Annotated in this window: 12 protein-coding genes; 3 read left to right on the top strand and 9 right to left on the bottom strand. The window is 68.8% G+C overall.

Features of this window, described 5'->3' with window-relative positions:
- Window positions 1–16: 16 nt before the first annotated feature.
- Together tuf and AB0E69_RS04590 are read right to left on the bottom strand one after the other, a co-directional pair.
- On the bottom strand, window positions 17–1204 hold the full coding sequence (gene tuf, locus AB0E69_RS04585; protein WP_360139435.1) for an elongation factor Tu: 1188 nt from the start codon (window positions 1202–1204) through the stop codon (window positions 17–19).
- A 284-nt stretch (window positions 1205–1488) separates the two neighbouring features.
- Window positions 1489–3867, bottom strand: a complete 2379-nt coding sequence (locus AB0E69_RS04590) for a hypothetical protein (RefSeq protein WP_360139438.1) — start codon at window positions 3865–3867, stop codon at window positions 1489–1491.
- 176 nt (window positions 3868–4043) lie between these two features.
- Between AB0E69_RS04590 and AB0E69_RS04595 the strand changes: the two genes are divergently transcribed.
- On the top strand, window positions 4044–4928 hold the full coding sequence (locus AB0E69_RS04595; protein WP_360139441.1) for a Gfo/Idh/MocA family oxidoreductase: 885 nt from the start codon (window positions 4044–4046) through the stop codon (window positions 4926–4928).
- On the opposite strand, the gene AB0E69_RS04600 is transcribed toward AB0E69_RS04595, so the two are convergent.
- Window positions 4912–7161, bottom strand: coding sequence for a PQQ-binding-like beta-propeller repeat protein (locus tag AB0E69_RS04600; RefSeq protein ID WP_360139444.1), 2250 nt, complete (start codon window positions 7159–7161; stop codon window positions 4912–4914). The two genes, AB0E69_RS04595 and AB0E69_RS04600, sit on opposite strands and share 17 nt — an antisense overlap.
- Before the next feature lie 97 nt (window positions 7162–7258).
- Window positions 7259–7570: a helix-turn-helix domain-containing protein gene (locus AB0E69_RS04605; protein WP_360139447.1), complete on the bottom strand. Its 312-nt coding sequence runs from the start codon at window positions 7568–7570 to the stop codon at window positions 7259–7261.
- An 88-nt stretch (window positions 7571–7658) separates the two neighbouring features.
- On the opposite strand from AB0E69_RS04605, the gene AB0E69_RS04610 reads away from it, so the two are divergent.
- Window positions 7659–8840, top strand: a complete 1182-nt coding sequence (locus AB0E69_RS04610; RefSeq protein WP_360139450.1) for an MFS transporter — start codon at window positions 7659–7661, stop codon at window positions 8838–8840.
- Here AB0E69_RS04610 and AB0E69_RS04615 read toward each other — a convergent pair.
- The 5 genes from AB0E69_RS04615 to AB0E69_RS04635 all read right to left on the bottom strand — a co-directional run bounded on the left by AB0E69_RS04615 (window position 8825) and on the right by AB0E69_RS04635 (window position 15232).
- Window positions 8825–10843, bottom strand: a complete 2019-nt coding sequence (locus AB0E69_RS04615) for an AAA family ATPase (RefSeq protein ID WP_360139452.1) — start codon at window positions 10841–10843, stop codon at window positions 8825–8827. The two genes, AB0E69_RS04610 and AB0E69_RS04615, sit on opposite strands and share 16 nt — an antisense overlap.
- Window positions 10844–10881: 38 nt before the next feature.
- Window positions 10882–11673, bottom strand: a complete 792-nt coding sequence (locus AB0E69_RS04620) for a phosphatase PAP2 family protein (protein ID WP_360139455.1) — start codon at window positions 11671–11673, stop codon at window positions 10882–10884.
- A 110-nt stretch (window positions 11674–11783) separates the two neighbouring features.
- Complete coding sequence (locus AB0E69_RS04625) at window positions 11784–12671, bottom strand: carbohydrate ABC transporter permease (protein WP_360139458.1); 888 nt, start codon at window positions 12669–12671, stop codon at window positions 11784–11786.
- Window positions 12668–13609: an ABC transporter permease subunit gene (locus AB0E69_RS04630; RefSeq protein WP_360139461.1), complete on the bottom strand. Its 942-nt coding sequence runs from the start codon at window positions 13607–13609 to the stop codon at window positions 12668–12670. The genes AB0E69_RS04625 and AB0E69_RS04630 overlap by 4 nt, the downstream gene beginning before the upstream one ends.
- Window positions 13610–15232: an extracellular solute-binding protein gene (locus AB0E69_RS04635; RefSeq protein ID WP_360139464.1), complete on the bottom strand. Its 1623-nt coding sequence runs from the start codon at window positions 15230–15232 to the stop codon at window positions 13610–13612. It lies immediately after the preceding gene.
- Window positions 15233–15279: 47 nt separating this feature from the next.
- Here AB0E69_RS04635 and AB0E69_RS04640 point away from each other — a divergent pair, with 47 nt between their 5' ends.
- The gene (locus AB0E69_RS04640) at window positions 15280–16332 is read left to right on the top strand and encodes a sialidase family protein (protein ID WP_360139467.1); all 1053 of its coding nucleotides are present in this window, start codon (window positions 15280–15282) and stop codon (window positions 16330–16332) included.
- Window positions 16333–16339: the final 7 nt, after the last annotated feature.

The raw sequence follows: 16339 nt of genomic DNA on the forward strand, positions 1-16339 counted from the left end.
GGTCGGGGGCCGCTGTTCAGTCGAGCAGTTCGGTGACCGTGCCGGCGGCTACGGTGTGGCCGCCTTCGCGGACGGCAAAGCCGAGGCCGGTGTTCATGGCGATGGGCTTCTCCAGGGTGACCGTCAGCTCGATGGTGTCGCCGGGGACGACCAGGGCGAGGTCGCCCAGGTCGATGCCGCCGGAGACGTCCGTGGTGCGGAAGTAGAACTGCGGGCGGTAGTCCGCGGCGAAGGGGGTGTGCCGACCGCCCTCGGCCGTGGACAGCGCGTGCAGCGTGGCCCGGAACTTCCGGTGCGGCCGCACACTGCCCGGCAGCGCGACGACCTGGCCGCGACGTACCTCGTCGCGCTTGATGCCCCGCAGCAGCACCGCCGCGTTGTCGCCCGCGTCCGCAGACTCCAGCGACTTGCCGAACGTCTCCAGACCGATCGCCGTACTCACGACGGTCGGACCGAGGCCGACGACCTCGACCGCGTCCCCGAGCTTGAGCGAACCGCGCTCGACCGCACCCGTGACGACCGTCCCGCGTCCACTGATCGTGTACACGTTCTCGATCGGCATCAGGAACGGCTGCCCGAGCTCCCGGTCCGGCACCGGCACGTAGCTGTCGACCGCGTCGAGCAGCTCACCGATCGCGGCTGTCCAGGCCGGGTCACCCTCGAGCGCGCGAAGTCCGGAGACCCGCACGACCGGTACGTCGTCACCCGGGAAGCCGTACTCCGACAGGAGCTCGCGAACCTCCAGCTCGACCAGGTCGAGCAGCTCGGGGTCGTCGACGGTGTCCGCCTTGTTCAGCGCGACCACCAGGTACGGCACACCCACCCGGCGCGCGAGCAGCACATGCTCGCGCGTCTGCGGCATGGCGCCGTCCTGCGCGGAGACGACCAGGATCGCGGCGTCGACCTGCGCGGCGCCGGTGATCATGTTCTTCACGTAGTCGGCGTGCCCGGGCATGTCGACGTGCGCGTAGTGGCGGGTCGCGGTCTCGTACTCGACGTGCGAGATGTTGATCGTGATCCCGCGCTGGATCTCCTCCGGCGCGCGGTCGATCCCGTCGAACGCGACGAAGCGGTTGACGCTCGGGTCGCGCTCGGCGAGCACCTTGGTGATCGCGGCGGTCAGGGTCGTCTTGCCGTGGTCGACGTGTCCCATCGTGCCGATGTTGAGGTGCGGCTTGGTCCGCACGAACTGGCTCTTGGCCATGAGTTTTTCCTTGCTGTTCAGAGGATTGACGAGCCAGGACCCTCCGGCAAGCCCTCGCGGCGCTGTCACCACGCGGAGGGGGCCGGTGCGGGCCACCCTCCTCCGCGGGTCCTGCTGAGCAGGAGGAGGGTCAGCGTCGCGCGCCGGTGCAATCGACTGAAGCAGCCCACGTGGGAGCGCCCGTCAGGCCGGTGCCTGACAGGTCGTGCTCGAAGAAAACCACGCGGTACATGCGGATCACGGTAGGGGTCAACGCTGCCCCCGGCAACGTAATTCCCGAGGGTCTAGTTCAGCGCGAAGAGGCGGGTGCCGTCGGAGAAGACGGGGCGGGCGGAGGCGACCGTGACCGCGGGCTTGTTGCAGGTGACTTCCTCGGACTGGACGACCGGGGCGGCCCGGGTGCTGGCCAGGATCGGTCGCGGCTGGACACCGGTGGTGCCGATCATCACCGGCGAGCAGCTGCCGTTCGGCTGCGGCATGAGTGTCACCACACGCCCGTCCGGCAGCAGTCCGAACCCGTCCCGCGGGTACTCCGGCTGCTGCAGCTTCGGTGGTACCGCCAACAAGTGGTGCCACTGCGGTGTCCCGTCCGACGGGTTCACCGACGACACGTCGTACGTCTGGGCCTGTCCTGGGTCGGTAGCGCTCCGGCAGGTGATCAGTACCAGCGACGCGTGCGTCGCAGCCACCTGTGCGTCACACGACGACGAGCCGAGCCGCGGCCGCGGCGTACCCGGCACCGGCGTCGTCCAGAGGATGCGCCCCTCGCCGACGTCCACCGCCCACTGGTACAGCGTCCCGCCCGCAGCGCCGGTCCAGATGAGCCCCGACACCTCCTGCGTGTCCGGTACGGCGACCAGGTCGCCCACCCACGTCGTCGGCTCGAGCTGGGCGCTCAGGTCGAACTTGCCGGCAAGGTCGACCTCCCACTTCTGGTCGCCGGTCTTGGTGTCCAGCCCCCGTACTACGGCACCGCTGCCACCACACGCGTCCACGACGACCGCCTGGTCGCCGATCAGCTCGCCCTGCGTCACAGTGCACCGCAGCTGTGCCCGCCAGTGCGTCGGACTGCTCACGCCGTGCGCCACGACGTAGTTCCCCTCGGCCACCAGCAGCTGGTTGTCGTCGACAGCCAGCGCGGTGCCGTCGGTGTGCACCTCGGTCAGGATGTTGCCGGTCTTCGCGTCCAGTACGGCGTACGTCGGCAGGTCGATCCCGGCCGGCTCGCGGTACGACGCGGGCAGGTGCGCGGCAATGGTCCGCCCGTCCGCAGACACCAGCAGCCCCTTGGAACCACTCGACGCGGCGTCCTGTACGTCGGCCCGCGAGTACCGCCAGCGGATCTGACCAGTGGTCGCGTCGGACATCACCACCCCGTCCGACCGCAGCTCGGCCACGCCACCAGCCGTACCGGCAATCGCACCGGTCGCCGGCACCTCACGGCTCCAGGCCAGCGTCCCGTCGAGCTGGACCGGTAGCTGGTTCGGCTCGATGGTGGTCGTCGTACTGACGGTGTTGGCGGTCTCCAGCCGGGCCTGTACGAACGGCTCACCAGCCGACACCACGACCCAAGCCAGCAGCGCACCGCAAACCACGGTCGCTCCGAGACCCAGCAACCGCGGCGGAGCCTGCGCGTACGGCGGTGCGAGCCGGAGGCGCCTGGCCAACGCCAGCAACGCGCCGGCAAGCACCAGAGCCACCGAAGCGAGCATCAGGTACGGCCAGCGCTCCGACATCGCCGCGCCGGGCTGTGCAGCCGGCCAGCGCCACCAGCAGACGCCGATAGCGACCGCACCGACCACGCCGAACACGATCGCCGGGATCGTGAGCAGCCGCTGCTGCGCCCGTCGGAACCAGGCGCAGGCCAGCCCGGCCGCCAGCGCAGTACCAGCCACTGGCGTCCACGCTGGGAAGCCGTTGACCTCGTCAGCCACAGCAGGCCACTTGGGGGCTGCACCGAGCCCGCGGCCCAGGAGGACCGAGGCAGCGACGACCGCGCCGAGGGCAGCACCGAAGTAGATGATCGGGATCAGCCCGCCGATCGGTCGGGCCGCTCTAGGGCCCAGCGCGTCGACCTCCCGGGCCAGGTTGTCCCGGGCCTGCCGTTCCCACTCCGCATGTCCCCTTGGGGTGGCATACAGGTCGGTCTCGCTCAGGCTCTGCAGGAAGGACATCCGGCCGCGGGAAAAGTCCCGGTCGGCGATGTGCCCGTACTCCTGCCGGATACCGGCGGCGTAGTCGTCGTACCGCGCTGCCGGCAGGCTGAGGATGCGCAGGTCGGCGTCGCAGAGGACCGCGCCGTTCCGGTCGTCCGGCGCGCAGTCGTGCTTGGCGGTCAGCCGGACCAGCCGGCCGATCTCCTCGACCCGCTCCGGCTCCACGCCGTACGCCGCCAGCTCGAGCTCGGCCAGCTGGGCCGAGACCTCTTCGTTCTCACCGGGATCGGCCTGCGGGTCGTAGATCGCGTCGTGGAACCAGGCCGCCAGCCGGACGGTGTCCGCGTCCTCGGCGTAGTCGGCCAGCTCGTCGATGGTCTGCAGGACCTCGGTCAGGTGCAACTGGTTGTGATAGGAGCGATGTTGCTCTGCGTAACGAGCCAGCAGGTCGTCGCCCAACGGCTGCGCGTGCGGCAGCAGGCGATTCCACTGGTCGCGCAGGTCCATGGCCAATGAGTCTGGCACCGGTTGGGAGCCTGCACCGACCGATCCGGGGTTCCCGGATAGGGTCGTGGCCAAAGCGATATCGGCTCGTCACCTGACCGGTTCGATGGATGCGCCGAGCATCGAATTCCACCAGTGGAATTGCGGTACAGATCACAGTTCGGGCTCTGGAGGGCGCGATGCGGTTCGGGTTGGTGGGGACGGGACCGTGGGCGGTGCGGACGCACGGGCCCGGGCTCACGGCGGCGGACGGCGTCGAGCTGGTGGGCGTCTGGGGCCGGCACCCGGAGAAAACCGCCGTCTTCGCGGGTGACCTGGGCGTTCCCGGGTACGACGACTACGCCGAGTTACTCGAGTCCGTCGACGCGGTCGCGTTCGCCGTACCGCCGAAGGTGCAGGCGGCGATGGCGCTCGAGGCGGCCGCGATCGGGAAGCACCTGCTGCTCGACAAACCGGTGGCCGACTCGCTCGACGACGCCCGTGCGGTGGTCGAGGAGGTCGCGGACGAGGGCATCGCGTCGGTCGTGTTCCTCACCCAGCGGTTCGAGCCGCCGATGCGCAGGTTCTTCGCCGAGCTGGAGGAGACCGGCGGGTGGAAAGGCGGCTGGAGCCGCATGCTGGCCGCGCTGGACCGGCCGGGCAACCCGAGGGCCGACTCGCCGTGGCGGCGCGAGCAGTGGGGCTCGCTGTGGGACGTCGGCCCGCATGCACTGTCGAACCTCTCCGCGATGCTCGGCCCGATCGGCGAACTCACGGCCGTAGGTGGAGCCGATGGTCTGATCCACCTGGTCCTCACGCATGAGTCCGGTGCGACCAGTACGGCCAGCATCACCCTGTCCGCCCCACCGGCCGGCAGTAGCTTCGAGACCGGCGTGTGGGGCGAGGCGGGTACGGCGCTCCTGCCACCGCGCGAGACTGCTCCGGCTGACGCACTGCGCCTTGCTGCGGAGGAGCTGGTCGTGGCAGCCGAGTCCGGAGAGTCGCACCCGGTCGACGTCGCCTTCGGTACCCGGATCGTGGAGCTGCTCGCGTCTGCGCAGGAGCAGCTCAGCGCAGCGCGATGACCGTGTCCGAGCCGGACGTCAGCACCAGGTTGCCGATGGCCCGGGGATCGCGGCCGCAGACGATGCCGGTCGGCAGTGCCACCTGACGGAAGCCGGCGCGGTTGATGACGGTGGCGACGCAGCCGGTGGAGCCCTGGCCGAGCGAGACCACCCGGCCGTCAGCGGTGACTGTGACCTTCATGCGCGGGCTGATCGGGGCCAGCGTCTGCCAGGCGGTCTGTCCGGTGTTGGCGTCGATCGCGGTGACCACCGTCTTGCGGTTCTCCAGCGTGCTCGGACCTGGGCAGTCCACGACGATCAGGTACTTACCAGCCGCGTTGAGCAGGGTCCGGCACGCCCAAGCCTTCGGCACCGGCCACCGCCACCGGATGTCGCCCGTGCTCGGTTCGATCGCGGTCAGCGCGACCGGTACGTCGGAGTCGCCGCCGGGCTCGGCCACCACGACCAGGCCGGCCACCACAACCGGACGGCGGTACGTGTCGGAGGAGGTCTTCGTCCACAGCTTCTTGCCGGACTGTGCGTCCAGCGCGGCCATCTGGTCCGGCTCGTCGGTGCAGGTGTGGCTGATGAACGCGACCACTGTCTCCGCGGTGGAGATCGCGCCGACGTCGGTGCAGCCGCCCGGCTCGTAGGTCCAGCGCTCGTGGCCGTCCGGGTCGACACCGTGCAGCTTGCCGGAGCGTTCGCCGGTCAGCAGCGGCTGGGCCTGCTGGATGAAGTGGTCGCGCGAGCGGCCGGGCCAGGCTGCTTTGCGCCGGCCAGTGTTCGCGTCGAGCAGCAGGTAGCCCACGTCGGCGAACTGGGCGAGCACGTACTCGCCGTTCCCGGTCGCCGTGATCACCGGCTTCTCATCGGAGTCGGACCGGCTGTACCGCCAGCGCAGTACGCCGGTGGCCGCGTCGAGCATCTCCACGACGCCGCTCGGGCGGGGGATGGCGATGCCGTAACGGGTGCCGATCGCCTCCTCGGCGCCGGAGCCGGCCACGGACTTGCTGACCCACGCGACGTTGCCGTCGAGGACTGACGGCGAGGACTTGCCGGCCTCGCGCGCCGGCCCGTCCACGCGCTCGTTGGAGCTGAGCACGTAGTTGCGGGAGAGCGGCTGCACGATCAGCAGGAGGACAAGCGCGACAGCGACCGGCGCTGCGAGCCATGCGAGCTGCTGGCCCAGGTTGCGCGTCGGAAGGTAGCGGGCGGTGCGGGTGCGCAGCAGCGTTGCGGTCAGTCCGGCGGTACCGGCCACGAGCAGGAGGAGCAGTGCGGAGATCATCAGCGGCACTCGGAGGCCTACCCCTACTACTGCGCTGGTCCGTGGGGTCTGGGCCCAGGCGATGAGCAGACCGGTCACGGCGACCGCAACAACTCCACCTGCGATCAGTCGAGCCGTCTGACTCGCCCTACGCGCACACCGGAACAGCACGGGTGCGCTGAAGAACGCCACGATGGCCAATGCGACAGGCGGCCAGCCGGCTTCGTCCTGTGCGGTCGGGATCTGCCAGGACGCTCCAGACGCTGCGACCGCGGCCACTGCGGAGGCGATCGCAGTGAAGGTGGCGGTAGCGGACAGGGCGGCTTGCTGCCAACCACGCCACGGTGCGGGCAGTTCGCTGTCGAGGCCGGCGAGCTCTGTCTCCAGGTTGAGGCGGGCGATCGGTCCGAGCCGCTGACGGGCCAGCTGGGTGCGGTACAGGTGGCCGTCGAGCAGCTCGCGGACTTCGTCGTACCGCTGCTCCAGTGCGGCCCGACGGTCGGTGGCGTCGCGGCGTACCTCGGCAGTGTGGACGACGTACCGGCTGGGGTCGGAGCCGAGGATCGCGTTGACGGCGTCGAGCAGTACGTCGCCGTTCGCGTCCCGGCGGGGTGGTGCGTACGAGTCCGGCGGTGGTGCGGCGAGCCGTCCGGTCAGCCGGATCAGCCGGGCCACCTCGGCGATCCGGATCGGCGGTACGGCGTACTGGGGGAGGAGGCGTTCCGCCAACTGGGCCGAGGCCTCGGCGTCGTCGACCGGAGTACCGCCGGGCTCGTGGACCGCTCGGTGGAACCACGCCGCGAGCCGGACACTGGTCGGATCGGTCGACAGCTGGATCAGTGAGTCCAAAGCGGTGAGGACGATGTCGAGGTAGTGGTCCCGGTACGCGCGCCGGTTGCGCTCGACGTACCGCGCGATCAGCTCGTCCGCCAACCGGGCAGCGCCGGGCACCAAGTCGCCCCACCGCGCCCGCAACTCCACCACCGCCACAGTCTGCCAGCCCGACATCTACAACCAGCCCACGATCACCCCACCGCGAGCTTGCGGTTGCGGCGCGGGTTCACCAGGAGTGCGCGGGTGGTTACTGCTTGGCGGCGAGGACGCCGCTGAGCAGGCCCGGGTACAGGCTCTCCAGGTCGTCCTTGCGCAGGATGCTGATCCGCTTGGTGCCGTCGGTGTGCGTGGAGAGCACGCCGGCCTCGCGGAGGATCTTCAGGTGGTGCGCCCGGGTCGAGGCGGTGACGGGCAGCTCGATCTCGCCGCAGCAGACGCCCGCCGGGTTGGCGGCCAGCGCGCGGACGATCGTCAGCCGGACCGGCTCGCCCAGCGCCTGCAGCACGGACTCGACCCGGATCTCCTCCGGCGCCGGCTGCGGCAGAACTTTGGTGGCCATGAGTTCATAGTACGACGCCTATCGAAGTTCGATGAACTTCGTAGTACGATGACCGTCGAATTACTAATCCTCGTCCGGAAGGCCCCTGATGTCCGCACGGATCTACCTGCTCGGCGCCGGTGCGTTCGCGGTCGGCACCAGCTCGTACGTCGTGTCCGGTGTGTTGCCCGACGTCAGCTCCGAGCTGCACGTCTCGCTGACCGCCGCCGGCCAGCTCGCCACCGCGTTCTCCCTCTCGTACGCCGTCGGCGCGCCGATCCTGGCGACGCTGACCGGCCGCTGGGAGCGCCGTACCCTGCTGATCGCCGCCCTCGTTCTCGCCGCGCTCGGCAACCTCATCGCCGGGCTCGCCACCGACTACTCGGTCCTGATCGTCGGCCGGATCGTCGCGGCCTTCGGTGCCGCCGTCTACACCCCGGCCGCCACGCTGTTCGCCACCACGCTGAAACGCCCGGAGGAACGCGGGCAAGCCGTCGCTATCGTGTTCAGCGGTCTCACCTTCGCGCTCGTCCTCGGCGTACCGGCCGGCACGTTCCTCGGCCCGACGCTCGGCTACAAGGGCGTCTTCGCGCTGCTCGCCGCCATCACGGTCCTGGTCGCAATCGTCGAGCGCGGAGCACTTCCGAAGCTGGAGGCGCCGCCTGTCGTCAGCCTGCGCGAGCGCTTCTCCGGCCTGACCGATCGCCGGGTGCAGATCATCCTGGCGCTGACCGTCCTCGCCGTGCTCTCCGCGTTCAGCGTCTACATCTACATCGTGCCGCTGCTCAAGCACACCGCTGGTCTGAGCGGCAACATCACCGGCATCCTGCTCCTGCTGTACGGCGTGGGCGCGGTGATCGGCAACTTCGCCGGCGGCCGGGTCACCGACCGCTTCGGCAGCCTGCGGACCCTGATCGTGCTGATGATCGGCATCACCCTGCTGGTCGGCACGCTGGACGTCACCCTGACCACGACGGTCGGTGCGGGTGCCGCCCTGCTCGTCTGGGGCATGTTCACCTGGGCGTTCAACCCACCGATCCAGAACCTGCTGCTCGAGCTGGGCGGCGGGCTGCTGATCTCCCTCAACGCCTCAGCGATCTACCTGGGCGCCGGACTGTCCGCAGTGGTCGGCGGTCTGGTCATCAGCACCCTCGGCGTGGCCTACCTGCCGCTGCTGTCCGCCGTACTCTCCCTGGTCGTCGTCGGCCTGGTCTGCGTGCTCTGGCGAGACGCCAACCTGCAGCGGGTCGAGGAGCTCGAGCGCGAGGAGGACATCTACCTCACGGCCTGAAGAACGTCAGGCAGGTCTTCGCTGTGCAGCACCGCAAGTGACGTGACGGCACGGGTGAGGCAGACGTACAACCGGCGGAGTCCGGTGCGCTCGTCGGCCTCACCCGCCACGATGCCGGCCGGTTCGACCAGTACGACGTGGTCGAACTCGAGGCCCTTGGCCAGCGACGCCGGTACGACGTCCAGGTGGGCGTCGACGTCGTCCTCGTCTCCCAGCACCGAGAAGGCGATGCCCTGAGCCTGCAGCGCCTTGCGGGTCGACGGTACGAGCACGTCGGGCACGATCAGGCCGATCGAGCCGAGCCGCTCGGACACCTCGGCCACGGTGTCGATCGCGGCGGCCAGGCTGTCCGGCACGCGGGTGATGGCGAGCTCACCACGGGCTCGTCGTACCGCGGTCGGCGGCTTGAGGTGTGGGGCGATCAACGGCAGCAGCTGAGCGGCGTACTCGATCACCTGGCCGGGGACGCGGAAGCCGGCGGTCAGCTCCTCGGTGTGGGCGCCCGACTTGCCCAGGTGTTTCAGTGCGTCGTCCCAGGACGGCGTAGCCCATGGTGTGGTGCCCTGGGCGATGTCGCCGAGCACGGTCATCGAGCCGGTCGAGCAACGCCGGCCCACTGCACGCAGCTGCATGGCTGACAGGTCCTGTGCCTCGTCCAGCACCACGTGTCCGAGCGACGGCGTCCGGTCGACCAGATCGGCGATCTCGTCGATCAGGGTGGCGTCGGCAACGGACCACTTGGCCGCACCGGCCGACCGGGGCACCTTGTCCCAGATCAGCAGCGCCTGCTCCTCGGCACTGAGGATGCCGTCGGCGTGCTCGGCCAGAAACTCGGGGTCGGTGAAGAGCCGGAACAGCAGCTTCGCCGGGTCGACAGTCGGCCAGAGCGCGTCGGCGTACTGCTTCACCGGACGGCTGCGCGCGACCGAGTCCTGCACGCGGTCATCGGGGGAGTCACCTGCCGCTTCCATCCGCAGCAGTACGGCGTGGGCGAGTCGCTGCGGCAGCATCGCGCGGCCGGCGCCGTACCTGATGCCGCGGTTGCGCAGCTCGGTGATCAGCTCCTCGGCCTGGTACGCCGCCACTCGCCAGCGGTGGGCGCCGCGCGGTACCACCAGTGACTCCTCGGGCAGCCTGACATGCGACCAGACGGCCCGGTGCAGTACCTCGGCCATCCGTGCGTCGCCCTTGAGTACGTCGACCAGCGCCGGTCCCGGCCCGGCCACCTTCACCCGCGCGACCATCTCCTCGACCGTGGTCTGCTTGGCCTCGATCTCACCCAGCGCGGGGAGGACGTCGCCGATGTAGCGCAGGAAGCTCGCGTTAGGACCGACGACCAGCACACCGGCCCGGCTGAGCTGGTCGCGGTACGCATAGAGCAGGTACGCCGCCCGGTGCAGCCCGACCGCGGTCTTCCCGGTGCCGGGCGCTCCCTGCACGCAGATGGTGTCCTCGACGCCTGCGCGGACGATTACGTCCTGCTCCGGCTGGATGGTCGCCACGATGTCGCGCATCGGACCGGAGCGGGGTCGCTCGATCTCGGCGTCCAGGATGTCGCTGTGCTGGTCGGCCGCACCGCCGGCGGTCAGGTCCTCATCCTCGAACGCGGTCATCTCGCCGTGCGTGAAGCCGAATCGGCGCCGTACCCCGACGCCCATCGGCTCGGTCTTGCTGGCCCGGTAGAACGGCACCGAGATGTCTGCTCGCCAGTCCACCACCAGTGGCTCGCCCATGGCGTCGTTCACGTGCCGGCGGCCGATGTGGAACGTCTCGTCGGTCGGCTCCAGGTAGTCCAGCCGGCCGAAGAACAGCGGTACGTCGGGGTCGTCCTCGAGCTCCTTCATCCGCCGGAAGATGGCGGCCTGCAGGAACTCCTGGTTCACCCGGTCGGCGCTGTGGATCTCCAGCGCCCCCGTCTTCTCCCGCATCACCGCCAGCGCGGCCCGCGAGCTCTTCAGGTAGTCCTTCTCGGCCTGGAGGATGTCGGACGTGTCTGACGGCATGCTGAAACCTCCGGAGCAGGGTGGGGAGCCTAGCTACGTTACTTGAGCACCCTGTTCAGCGGTACCGAATTACGGGGGCGTGGTCGGTCGGCGTGCAGGCCTGGTCGGAGGAGGAACGGCAGGCTGATGCCGAGCAGGGCCAGCGCGACCAGTCCGTCGAGCCAGTAGTGGTTCGCGGTTACCACGACCACCGTGAACGTGATGATCGGGTGCAGCAGCCACAGCCAGCGCCAGCGCGAGCGGGTGATGAGGATCATCGACAGCGCGATCAGGGCGGCCCAACCGACATGCAAGCTCGGCATGGCGGCGAACTGGTTCACCGGACCGCCGGAGTGGTCCGGACCGTACACGGACTGACCGAAGCGCAGCCCGGTGTCGACGAAGCCGGGCATCATCCGCGGCGGTGCCAGCGGGAACGCGATGTGACCAGCCAGGGCCAGCCCGGTGAGCGACACCATCGTCCACCGCACGTGTGCGTATGCCTGCGGCCGCCAGATGCTCAGCCAGAGCAGGACGGCACCGGTCAGCGGTGCGTGCACACTCGCGTAGTACAGGTTGGCGCCCTTGATCATGGCCGGGAACCGCAGCACCCAGTGCTGGATCGATGCCTCGTTCGGCAGGTGCAACCAGTTCTGGAACGAGAGCACCTGGTGCGCGTGCCCGAACGCCGACCCGGTGTGCCGGGCGGCGATCTGCCGGCCCAGGCTGTAGACCAGGAAGAGGGTGGCCAACAGGACTGCTTCCCGTACCACCCTCCAGAAGGTCTGTGTCCTTCGCTGCTGCTCTGTCTCCCCGCCCAGCCCCACCCGCTCCAGCGCCTGAGTCCCCATGTCTTCGAAGGTACCTGGCGTTCGCACAGGGTTTGCCCAGGCGCAACCCTGGCGTTGCCCTGGGCAACCCCCGAGGTGACCTTTGAGACGGACCTGGAACGCCGCCGCGATCAGCCCTTCACAGCGCCGGTGAGCACGCCCTTCGCGAAGTGCCGCTGCAGGAACGGGTAGACGAGCAGGATCGGCACGATCGAGACGACCAGGATCGCCATCTGGATCGACGCCTGCGGCGGGAGCAGTTCGGTGCCGAGCTCCGCGCTGCCGAGCTGGGTGTCGTTGATCACGTAGGTCCGCAGTACCAGCTGCAGCGGCCAGAGTTTGGAGTCGTTGAGGTAGAGCAGCGCGGAGAAGAACGCGTTCCAGTACGCGACCGCGTAGAACAGGCCGATCACCGAGAGCACCGCCTTGGACAGCGGCAGCACGATCTGCGTGAACGTCCGGAACTCACTCGCGCCGTCGATCCGCGCGCTCTCGGTGAGCTCGTCCGGCAGGTTCATGAAGAACGCCCGGAGGACCACGACGTTGAACGCGCTGACCATCGTCGGCACGATCAGCGCCCAGATGCTGTCCAGCAGCCCGACCCCCTTGACCGTGAGGTACGTCGGGATGATGCCGGGCGAGAACAGCATGCTGAACAGCACCACCAGCAGGATCGGACGCCCGGCCGCGAACCCGGGTCGCGACAACGCGTACGCGAGCAGGCACGACACGAACAGGCTGAGCAGCGTCCCGACGACCGTCACGAAGATGCTGACGAACAGCGCCTGCGTCACCACGCCACCGGCGAACAGCGACTCGTACGCCGCGAAGTTGACCGACTTCGGGAACAGCACCAGCCCGCCGGACTCGTTGATCTGCTGGTTCGGCGCCACGCTGGTCGAGATCACCCCGACGAACGGGACGATCACGACCGCGCTGAAGACGAGCAGCACCAGGCCCTTGAAGGCCCGCATCGGCCAGGACGGCATCGGCACGCCCTGGATGATCTTCCGGCTCATCGCTGGTACACCCCCTGCTCTCCGAAGATGTGCGCGACCTTGTTCGCGGTCAGCACGAGGGCAACGCCGACGAGGCCCTTGACCAGGCCCACGGCCGCGGCAACGCCCCAGGCGCCGCCGAGCACACCGTTGTTGTAGACGTACGTGTCGAGTACTTCGCTGACGTCCCGGCCGACCGCCTGTTGCTGCAGGATGATCTGCTCGAACCCGACGGTCAGCGAGTCACCGAGCCGCAGGATGAACAGCAGGATGATGATCCCGCGCAGCCCGGGCAGCGTGACGTGCCAGAGCTGCCGCATCCGGGTCGCGCCGTCGACGCTCGCGGCCTCGTAGAGCTGCGCGTCGATCTGAGACAGCGCGGCCAGGAACAGGATCGTCGCCCAGCCGGTGTCCTTCCAGATGATCTGCGACGTCAGCAGCACGTGGAACAGCTCGGAGTTCCCGATGATGCTGATCGTCGCCAGGTCGTGCGAGCGCAGGTAGTTGTTCAGCAGGCCGCTGCCGCCCAGCATCTGCTGGAACAGCGCGACCACGATCACCCACGACATGAAGTGCGGCAGGTAGAGGATGCTCTGCGCGATCCGTTTGATTCGCTCGGAGAACAGCGAGTTCAGCAGCAGCGCGAGCAGGATCGGCGCCGGGAACACGAACACCGACTGCAGGCTGGTCAGGATCAGCGTGTTCTTCAGCGCCCGCAGGAACGCGGGGTCGCCGGTGAAGATGACGCTGAAGTTCTCCCAGCCGGACCAGTCGCTGCCGGCGATGCCGAGGAACGGCTGGTAGTCCTTGAACGCGATCACGTTGCCGAGCAGCGGCACGTAGTGGAAGCCAACGATCAACGCGGTACCGGGCAGCGCGAACAGCAGTAGCACACGGTCCCGCAGCAACCGTTGCCCGAGGCTCAGCTGCGGGCGTCGCCTGGCGGTTCTCTGCAACATCTACTTCCCTGCCGTGTCGGCGAGGGCCTGCTCGAGCTCCGACCGCATCTTGTCGCCGCCGGAGGACTTCCACGTCTGCACCGCGGCGGTCCAGTCCGACACCGGCTTCTTGCCCTGCACGATCTGGTTCTCCAGGTCGTCCATCGACTTCTTCAGCTGGGTCTGCTTCTTGGACAGCGTGTCGGAGTACAGCCCGTACGACGCGTCGTACACGAGCCGCTTCGCCACCTTCTCCTGGATCGCGTGCTGCTTGGTGGGTACGTCCGGCTTGCCGGCCCAGTACAGCGCCAGCGGCGAGTCGCTGATGTACTGCAGCCCGATGCCGGTCTCCGCGACACCGACCTTGGTCGGCACCGGGTCGGTGCCCTTCAAGGTGTAGTGCCGGCCGGCCACGCCGTACTTGCGGAACAAGTACTCGTCGGTGCCGAACGGCGCTGCCATCCAGTTGGCGACCTTCAGCAGCGTCTCGGCCGAATGCTGGCTGTTCTTGCTGAACGCCGTGACGTTGTTCAGCGCCGAGCCCATCCACGGCCTGCCTTCGCCGCCGTCGAAGCCGGGTACGTCGAGCATGTTGACCGCGAACGCGTCGCCGGCGGTGTTGTCGGAGTAGTACTGGTTCCAGGCGACGAAGCTGTCGTAGTCGAACGCCGCGATGCCGCCGTTGAACCACTGCTTGCGCGCGCTGGCCTTGTCGTTGAACGCGTCCGGGTTGACCACGCCGGCGGCGACCATCTTGCGTCCGGCCTCGAGTGCGTCGAGCTGTGCCTCGTGCTCGTACATCGAGGTGAACTTGCCGCCCTCCTCCTTCCAGACATTGGGGATGGCCAGCATCATCCGGATCGTCGACATCGGCACCCGGGTCCACGCCCACTTGTTCTGCTTGGCCGCGGTCAGCTCCTTGGCCAGGTCGAAGAACTCCTGGAAGTTCTTCGGCGCCGGGTTCTTGATGCCCTTCGCGGCGAGCAGGTCCTCCCGGTAGAGCGCGAGCGAGGTACGCGACATGCCGCGCGGGACGGGGACGCCGTAGATCGCGCCGTTGAAGACACAGCCCTTCCAGTACTCCGCCGGGATGTTGGCCAGGAACGGGTACTTCTTGACCGCGTCGCCGGCCAGGTGCTCGGTCAGATCCAGGCACTTGGCCTTCACCAGGCCGGGGATCTGCGGGGTGTCGGTCGGGATGTTCAGGAGGTCCGGCAGGTCGCCGCCGGCGATCCGGGTCGCGAACTTGTCCTTGTACTCGTCGTTCGACGCCATGCTGATCTGCAGTTCGGAGCCGAGGCGCTGGTTCAGCTGCTGCCAGAACTGGTTCCGGTCCACGCCCGGTGGGATCGCGCCGGGGATGTTGGTCAGGAACGTGATCGGCTTGCCGTCGCCGGGGGCCTCGGCGATCGCCCGCACCGGGTTCGCCGGGTACTTCAGGAAGCCGTCCAGCACGACGTCGGTGCCGGGCAGGTCCGGCGTGATCTCGCCGTACTTCGTGTACGTCGGCAGCTTGACCGCCGCGTTCGCCGCGGCGGTGTTCTTCTTGTCCGACGCGCACCCCGCCAGCAGCGGCGTACCCGTGACCGCGACAGCGGCGGCGGCCAGGCCACCGCCGAGGAATGATCTTCTGCTGACTGGCATGAGGCCTCACTTCCGTCGGAGGCCCACACCATGACATAGTACGTCCTATGTCATCAAGGGTCGGCGTCTTCGAATCCGGTGGCGGCGGCTATCACACGTTCCGCATTCCGGCGGTCGTGAGCCGGGGACAGCTGGTCCTGGCGTTCTGCGAGGGACGGCTGCACGGCGCCGGCGACGCGGGGGAGATCGAGGTCGTGCTGCGGCGCTCGCTGGACGGCGGCGCTTCGTGGCTGCCGCTGCAGGTGGTGTCCGCGGTCGCCGGGAAGACGTGCGGCAATCCGTCGCCGGTGATCGACCCGGTCAGCGGCGACATCGTGCTGGTCTCGGTGGAGAACGGCGCTGACGCGGACGAGTTGTCGTTGGCTCGCGGTACCGATCCAGTCGACGGACGGCGAGTGTTCGTGCAGCGATCGTCCGACGACGGCGCGACTTGGTCGCCGACCGTGGAGATCACGGCGAAGGTGAAGCCGGGGGAGTGGGGCTGGTATGCGACCGGTCCTGGTCACGGGATCGCGCTGCGGTCCGGACGGATCGTCGTACCTGCGAACCACTCGTCTGTGCCTGTCGAGCCTGTTGAGGACCTGGTGCGGCTCAACGGCGGGCACTGCATCTACAGCGACGACGGTGGCGTGAGCTGGTCCGTGGGCTTCGTCGACCGGAACGACGGTGGTGAGATCAACGCCAACGAGACGGCCGTGGCCGAGCTGCCGGACGGGCGGTTGTACTTCAACGCTCGCAACCACCAGGGGACCGGTCCGGCGCGCGTGCACGCGTGGTCGTCGAACGGTGGGCTGACGCTCGACGCGCCGTACGCCGGGATCCCGGAGGTCACCGCACCGGGGATCCAGGGGAGCGTGCTGTGCCTGCCGGACGGGCGGTTGCTGCTGTCGACGCCGGTGGATCCTTCGGTGCGGCGCGAGCTGACCGTCTTCGTGAGCCCCGACGCCGGTGCTACGTGGAAGCCGGCTCTCGTCGTCCACGAAGGGATGGCGGGTTACTCGGACCTGGTCCTGATGGATGACGGGACGGTCGGCATCTTCTACGAGGCCGGTGCGACCTCGTCGTTCGCGACTTTGCGCTTTGCCACATTCGCCCTTTGAGGTTGGG

Source organism: Kribbella sp. NPDC026611, from assembly GCF_040638345.1.
Taxonomy (GTDB): domain Bacteria; phylum Actinomycetota; class Actinomycetes; order Propionibacteriales; family Kribbellaceae; genus Kribbella.

Bases quoted from the DNA above. Each gene is read 5' to 3' on its own strand.
- AB0E69_RS04635 (WP_360139464.1), bottom strand. From the start codon at position 15,232: ATGCCAGTCAGCAGAAGATCATTCCTCGGCGGTGGCCTGGCCGCCGCC.
- AB0E69_RS04590 (WP_360139438.1), bottom strand. From the start codon at position 3,867: ATGGACCTGCGCGACCAGTGGAATCGCCTGCTGCCGCACGCGCAGCCG.
- tuf (WP_360139435.1), bottom strand. From the start codon at position 1,204: ATGGCCAAGAGCCAGTTCGTGCGGACCAAGCCGCACCTCAACATCGGC.
- AB0E69_RS04615 (WP_360139452.1), bottom strand. From the start codon at position 10,843: ATGCCGTCAGACACGTCCGACATCCTCCAGGCCGAGAAGGACTACCTG.
- AB0E69_RS04630 (WP_360139461.1), bottom strand. From the start codon at position 13,609: ATGTTGCAGAGAACCGCCAGGCGACGCCCGCAGCTGAGCCTCGGGCAA.
- AB0E69_RS04605 (WP_360139447.1), bottom strand. From the start codon at position 7,570: ATGGCCACCAAAGTTCTGCCGCAGCCGGCGCCGGAGGAGATCCGGGTC.
- AB0E69_RS04610 (WP_360139450.1), top strand. From the start codon at position 7,659: ATGTCCGCACGGATCTACCTGCTCGGCGCCGGTGCGTTCGCGGTCGGC.
- AB0E69_RS04625 (WP_360139458.1), bottom strand. From the start codon at position 12,671: ATGAGCCGGAAGATCATCCAGGGCGTGCCGATGCCGTCCTGGCCGATG.
- AB0E69_RS04640 (WP_360139467.1), top strand. From the start codon at position 15,280: ATGTCATCAAGGGTCGGCGTCTTCGAATCCGGTGGCGGCGGCTATCAC.
- AB0E69_RS04595 (WP_360139441.1), top strand. From the start codon at position 4,044: ATGCGGTTCGGGTTGGTGGGGACGGGACCGTGGGCGGTGCGGACGCAC.
- AB0E69_RS04620 (WP_360139455.1), bottom strand. From the start codon at position 11,673: ATGGGGACTCAGGCGCTGGAGCGGGTGGGGCTGGGCGGGGAGACAGAG.